Annotated in this window: 6 protein-coding genes; all 6 read right to left on the bottom strand. The window is 35.4% G+C overall.

Annotated elements, in window-relative coordinates; translation table 11 throughout:
* Positions 1-432 (bottom strand): CoA-transferase (locus WBQ70_RS13560; protein ID WP_423915135.1); only part of this gene is annotated, 432 nt, incomplete at its 3' end.
* 235 nt (positions 433-667) lie between these two features.
* Complete coding sequence (locus WBQ70_RS13555; protein WP_423915133.1) at positions 668-1,366, bottom strand: CoA transferase subunit A; 699 nt, start codon at positions 1,364-1,366, stop codon at positions 668-670.
* Positions 1,367-1,451: 85 nt separating this feature from the next.
* Positions 1,452-1,880, bottom strand: a complete 429-nt coding sequence (locus WBQ70_RS13550) for a GNAT family N-acetyltransferase (RefSeq protein ID WP_423915132.1) — start codon at positions 1,878-1,880, stop codon at positions 1,452-1,454.
* Between the two features lie 25 nt (positions 1,881-1,905).
* Positions 1,906-4,209, bottom strand: coding sequence for a penicillin-binding protein 1A (locus tag WBQ70_RS13545; RefSeq protein WP_423915130.1), 2,304 nt, complete (start codon positions 4,207-4,209; stop codon positions 1,906-1,908).
* 12 nt (positions 4,210-4,221) lie between these two features.
* On the bottom strand, positions 4,222-4,701 hold the full coding sequence (locus WBQ70_RS13540; protein WP_423915128.1) for a gliding motility lipoprotein GldH: 480 nt from the start codon (positions 4,699-4,701) through the stop codon (positions 4,222-4,224).
* The gene (locus WBQ70_RS13535; protein WP_423915136.1) at positions 4,685-6,046 is read right to left on the bottom strand and encodes a PSP1 domain-containing protein; all 1,362 of its coding nucleotides are present in this window, start codon (positions 6,044-6,046) and stop codon (positions 4,685-4,687) included. Before WBQ70_RS13535 ends, WBQ70_RS13540 begins: the two co-directional genes overlap by 17 nt.
* Positions 6,047-6,101: the final 55 nt, after the last annotated feature.

Here is a 6,101-nt window from a genome sequence, read left to right as displayed (position 1 = left end):
CATCATGGCAACAATAATATTTTCAGCAGAAGCTACTAAATCCATCGCGCCTCCCATGCCTTTGACCATTTTTCCTGGGATTTTCCAGTTGGCGATATCCCCGTTTTCAGCCACTTCCATTGCTCCTAAAACTGTCAAATCCACATGTTTCCCTCTGATCATAGCAAAGCTAGTCGCAGAGTCAAAGAAACTCGCTCCAGCAAGAGTGGTAATCGTTTGCTTACCTGCGTTAATTAAATCGGCATCTTCTTCTCCCTCAAAAGGAAAAGGTCCCATGCCGAGAACACCGTTTTCACTTTGAATTTCGACGTTTATGTCTTTTGGAATATAGTTTGCCACAAGCGTTGGAATTCCGATACCCAGGTTAACGAAATAGCCATCTTGGAGTTCTTGCGCAATGCGGATTGCGATTTCTTCTTTTGTTAAAGCCATAATTTTGTAAACATTTAAGTTTTGGTTAAAAACAAGTCTTAATTATTAAACCATTTAAGATATATAAGAACATTTAAGCCTTTGAACTAATAAAACTGAACACTGAAAAATTTATGAAACATATAAGTCATATAAGCTTTTTTTAAACAAAACGTTTTTTGAACGATTAACAAAATGTAACAGGAATTAATTTTTACTTTTCAAACTTATATGACTTATCTGTTTAAAAAAAAAATTATTTAATTCTAACGGTTCGTTGTTCAATTCTTTTCTCGTATTTCTCGCCTTCAAAAATACGTTTCACAAAGATACCTGGAATATGAATTTGATTAGGGTCTAGTGTTCCTGCTTCCACCAGTTCTTCGACTTCGGCAATGGTAATTTTAGCGGCACCACACATGACAGGATTAAAGTTTCGAGCCGTTCCTTTAAAAATAAGATTTCCTGCGGTATCCCCTTTCCAAGCTTTTACAATAGCAAAATCTGCTTGAAAGGCGTGCTCCAAGACATACATTTTTCCGTTAAAATCTCTTGTTTCTTTGCCTATAGCTACTTCAGTGCCATAACCAGCAGGGGTATAAAAGGCTGGAATTCCTGCTTGGGCAGCTCGACAGCGTTCGGCCAATGTGCCTTGTGGGATGAGTTCAACATCGAGTTCACCTGAAAGCATTTGACGCTCAAATTCGGTATTCTCTCCTACGTAAGAGGAAATCATTTTCTTGATTTGTTTTTTTTTCAAAAGCAAACCCAAACCAAAATCATCAACTCCTGCATTATTAGAAACGCAGGTAAGTTGATTGGTTTCTTTTATCACTAATTCAGCTATAGCATTTTCAGGAATACCACACAATCCAAATCCTCCAAAGAGAATGGTCATGCCGTTTTCGATTCCCTGTAGCACCTCTTGAACCGTATTTACTTTTTTATTAATCATAGCGAATGGGATTCTTTTTGATACCTAAAAATAAGTCTTTATTTTCAAAAGAAAAAACAATACTACAATTCGCCTTTAATTAATACTACAATTCTAAATTTTTATGAAAATGATAGGCACTTATGGTAAAGTTTTCTTTGAAATATAATTTATGAGCTGTAGCTCTACTAGGCCCTGAATCTAATTGAATTGAAACACAATTATTATTGAGTGCAATTTCTTTTAAATGATTCAAAAGAGTGGTTGCATGCCCCTTTCCTCTTTGCGTTTCAAGAGTAGAAAGATCATCGAGATAGAGCATTTTTCCACAATATAACATGGTATATATTCTATACCCCGCTATGGCTACTGTTTGATGGTCTTCTTGAATATAAAGCAAGCAGTAGCCTTCTTTTTGTAAACCTTGAATGGTAGCAACAAAACGATCTCTTTCTAACATCGGGCGAAGAATCGAAATAGCTTGCCAACAGCTAGCAATCTCCAATTCCGTTATTGCAACTTTAATCTCAGCCATAAATTACTGTACAATTTCATTTTATTTAAAACGAAAACTCTTCTGTATCTTGCGTTGCCGTTGAATCTTTTACGATTTTTGGCACATAACAATCTACTTTTATTGATAAATTAGGTGGCCTATCAAAATCTGATTTAGATACTTTAAGTTCAGGATCAGCATAACACAATTTCATAAAATATCCCCAAACAGGTAAAGCAGCAGTTGCTCCTTGTCCATAGGTGATGCTTCTAAAACGAGCAGAACGATCTTCGCATCCTACCCAAACACCTGTTACAAGATTTGGAACCATCCCCATAAACCATCCATCAGATTGGTTTTGTGTCGTTCCTGTTTTACCTGCAATAGGATTCGTAAAAGCATATGGATACCCCGTAACTCTGTTATACCCATTTCCACCACCTGTAGTACGCAAACGGGATCCAGAACCTCCTTCGGTTACTCCTTCCAATAATTTTATTACAGCAAAAGCAATGTCTTTGTTCAGTACATCGTGTGATTCTGGGATTGGTTCATAAATTACCACGCCACTTTTATCTTCAATACGATTTAAAAACTGAGGTTTTGTATACACACCTTGATTTGCAAAAGTGCTATATGCGGCTACCATATCTTCAACCGTAATTTCAACTGCTCCTAAAGCAATAGAGGGTTGTAAAGGGATTTGTGATTTTACGCCTAATTTATGCGTTAGATCCACTACCGCCTCTGGTCCTACTTTATCCATTAATTTAGCCGAAATCGTATTAATTGAGTTTGCCAAAGCCTTCTTCAAAGTGACCATTCCTCTATATTTATTATCAGAGTTTCTAGGTGTCCAAGATTCCGTTACATGATGACGTCCTACAGGAATTGTAAAAGGTGCATCTATAATAGAGTCACAAGGAGACATATTCAATTGTTCAATAGCCGTTGCATACACAAAAGGTTTGAAAGTGGATCCAACTTGTCTTGCTCCTTGTCCTACGTGATCGTATTGAAAATATTTATAATTGATTCCACCTACCCATGCTTTTATATTTCCTGTTTGTGGCTCCATAGCCATCAAACCAGATTGCAAAAAGTGCTTGTAATAACGAATAGAATCTATAGGGGTCATAATAGTATCTTTCTCCCCTTTCCAAGTAAAAACGGTCATTTTTGCTTTTTGGCTGAAAGATGCCTCAATTTCTTCATCACTCTTATCCAAAGATTTTAAAACAGCCCATCTATTAGAGGCTTTCATAGCTTGTTTTAAAATACGATTGGTTTCCGCTTCGGTAATGTTTACAAATGGGGCATTTTTATTTTTTTTGGCTTGAATAAAAAATTCCTCTTGCAAATTAGCCATATGTTTCTCTACTGCTTCCTCAGCGTGCAATTGCATACGAGAATCAATCGTTGTATAAATTTTAAGTCCATCCTTATAAATATCATAATCCGAACCGTCGGGTTTTTTATTCTCTGTAACCCATTTTTTCATATAATCTCGAAGGTATTCTCTGAAATACGTAGCCGTTCCTTCACGATGACTTTCTAATTTGAATTTTAATGCAATAGGCAATGCTTGAAATTTTTCTTTTTGATCTTTTGAAATCATTTTGGATTTTTCCATTTGTGCCAAAACCACATTACGACGGTTTTTAACCCCTTGTGGATTACGAACTGGATTATACAAACCTGAATTCTTGAACATTCCCACTAGGATTGCCGACTCATCAACCGTTAATTCTTTTGGTGTTTTTGAAAAATACGTTTGCGCAGCTGAACTTACACCAACAGAATAATTCCCAAAATCATAGACATTACAATACATGGCTAGGATTTCATTTTTAGTATATTGTCTTTCTAAACGAATGGCAATAATCCATTCTTTGGCTTTTTGTATTATTCTAAATGGCAAGAATTTAGAACCTTCACCATGAAATAATTGTTTGGCTAATTGTTGGGTTAACGTACTTGCACCACCACTAGTCCCCATACTTGCAATGGCTCTTAAGGTTCCTCTTCCGTCAATTCCTGAATGTTCATAAAAACGTTCATCTTCTGTAGCCACTAATGCATCTACCAAGTTTTTAGGTAAATCCGAATATTTTAATTGCGATCTGTTTTTTTGAAAATATTTACCGATCACCACTCCATCAGCTGAAATGATTTCGGTAGCTAAATTGGAGTCGGGATTCTCTAAATCTTCAAAAGAAGGCATAGACCCGAATATACCCCATGAAGCAAATAGAAAAAAGAGTGCAATTCCACCTATTCCATAAAAGAAAAACTTCCAAAATGTTTTAGTGTAAAATTTGAAATCCTTATCGTTAGGATTCTTCGAATTGTTTTTTTTAGTTGCCATAACTTTTAGTATCTATTCTTTTTTTTCTATTCTTAATCCGATATCAGTAATCCCTTCTAATTGCTCTACTCCAGGCACTTTACCAGATTCTCTTACCGCCTGTTTGATGTTCACTTTGTATTTCCCTCTAAAACGAACATCTTCTTTATAAAACAATTTGCTTTCTTTGATGTCTGTAAAACCATTACCAAGTAAAGTTCCATCTGGGGCTGCCATTTCATACTCTAAAGTGTCTACCTTAGTATACCCATTTGGTTTTTCTAACGTAACAATTAAAAACAAATTATTGTAAGGGTAATTATTATTATCTCTTAGATTGATAAACAAATCATAGCGTTTTGTTGAATCTAATTCAGGTAAATCAAACGAAATAACACTGTCTTTATGCCAAGCACTTCCTACTGATTTGTATTCGTCAAAAACTCTCTTTTTGTCACAAGAGAAAAGCAATACTGCAATAAGAAGCATTAAAAAACTACTTTTTATTTTCATTTTTAGTAATAATTATAGGTTTTCTAGGTTCTGGATTGGGTTTGTTTTCACTAGTACCCGCACTTTTATTATTGTTATTGTTTGGTTTTTTATTATTAGGCCTTGGCTTGTTGTTAGGCTTGTTTGGGTTTAGTTTATGTGGGTTAGACTTATTTACGTTTGGTCTATTTTCTAGATTTACTCTTGGTGTAACCTCAGCAGTGGTTCTTTCGGCTGCTATTTTTGGTTTTTTGTTAGGCTTTTTCTTTTTCTTAGGTTGATCAAAACGAGTCAAACTTTCTTGTCCCATAGCGTTGTTAAAGTCTTTTTCTCTTTCCTGAATGATTTCAACAGCAAAATCTTCCAACGAAGAAACTTTCTTTTTCAGTTTGTTCTCAGCAATAATTTCTTGTACTTTATCAATCTTTAAGATATGCCATTGAGCAAAATTATTGGTATAAGCAAACCACATTAACCCTTTGAAAATATCTTGTTTTTGACAAATAGCATCTCCTTTTTCGGTTACTAATTTGGTGTCAAAATCTGGAAATCCTTTTAAGGCATCCATGTATGTATCTAATTCGTAATTCAAACAACACTTCAGTTTTCCACATTGACCAGCTAGTTTTTGTGGATTCAGAGATAATTGTTGGTAACGTGCTGCCGAAGTATTGACACTTCTAAAATCAGTTAACCAAGTCGAACAACATAATTCTCTACCACAAGAGCCAATACCACCCAAACGAGCGGCTTCTTGACGAAAACCTACTTGCTTCATCTCTACTCTAGTGCTGAATTCTTTGGCAAAATCTTTAATTAAAAGTCTGAAATCCACACGATCATTAGCGGTGTAATAAAAAGTCGCTTTGGATCCATCCCCTTGAAATTCAATATCCGAAATTTTCATTTCTAATTTATGTTGAATTGCCAGTTCACGAGCACGAACCTTCATTGGCTCTTCTTTATCGCGAGCCGTTGACCAAATATCAATATCTTTTTGAGATGCTTTTCGGTAAATTTTTGGAACTTCATTGCTAGTAGGATTCACTCCTTTTTTCTTCATTTGAATGCGAACTAATTCGCCAGTCAAAGTCACAATTCCAATATCATGTCCAGGAGAAGCAACAGTTGCCACGATATCTCCCATGCTTAGCGTTAATTTTTCAGTATTTCTAAAAAACTCTTTTCGACCATTTTTAAAACGAACCTCAACACAGTCAAAAGGAGCTTCGCCATTAGGCAAACTCATATTTGACAACCAATCAAAAACCGTTAATTTGTTGCAGCTATCGGTGCCGCAAGTTCCATTATTTTTACAACCCTTAGGTGCACCACCATCAGAAGTTGAACAACTTGTACATGCCATAATTTTATATGTAGTGTTGTGAAAGACACAACTTAAGTTCTTAAAACGTTTAATT

It is taken from the genome of Flavobacterium sp. (genome assembly GCF_049590715.1).
Taxonomy (GTDB): Bacteria; Bacteroidota; Bacteroidia; order Flavobacteriales; family Flavobacteriaceae; genus Flavobacterium.
The sequence above is the reverse complement of the archived record's forward strand: the minus strand, read 5'-3'. Positions and strand labels throughout refer to the sequence as shown.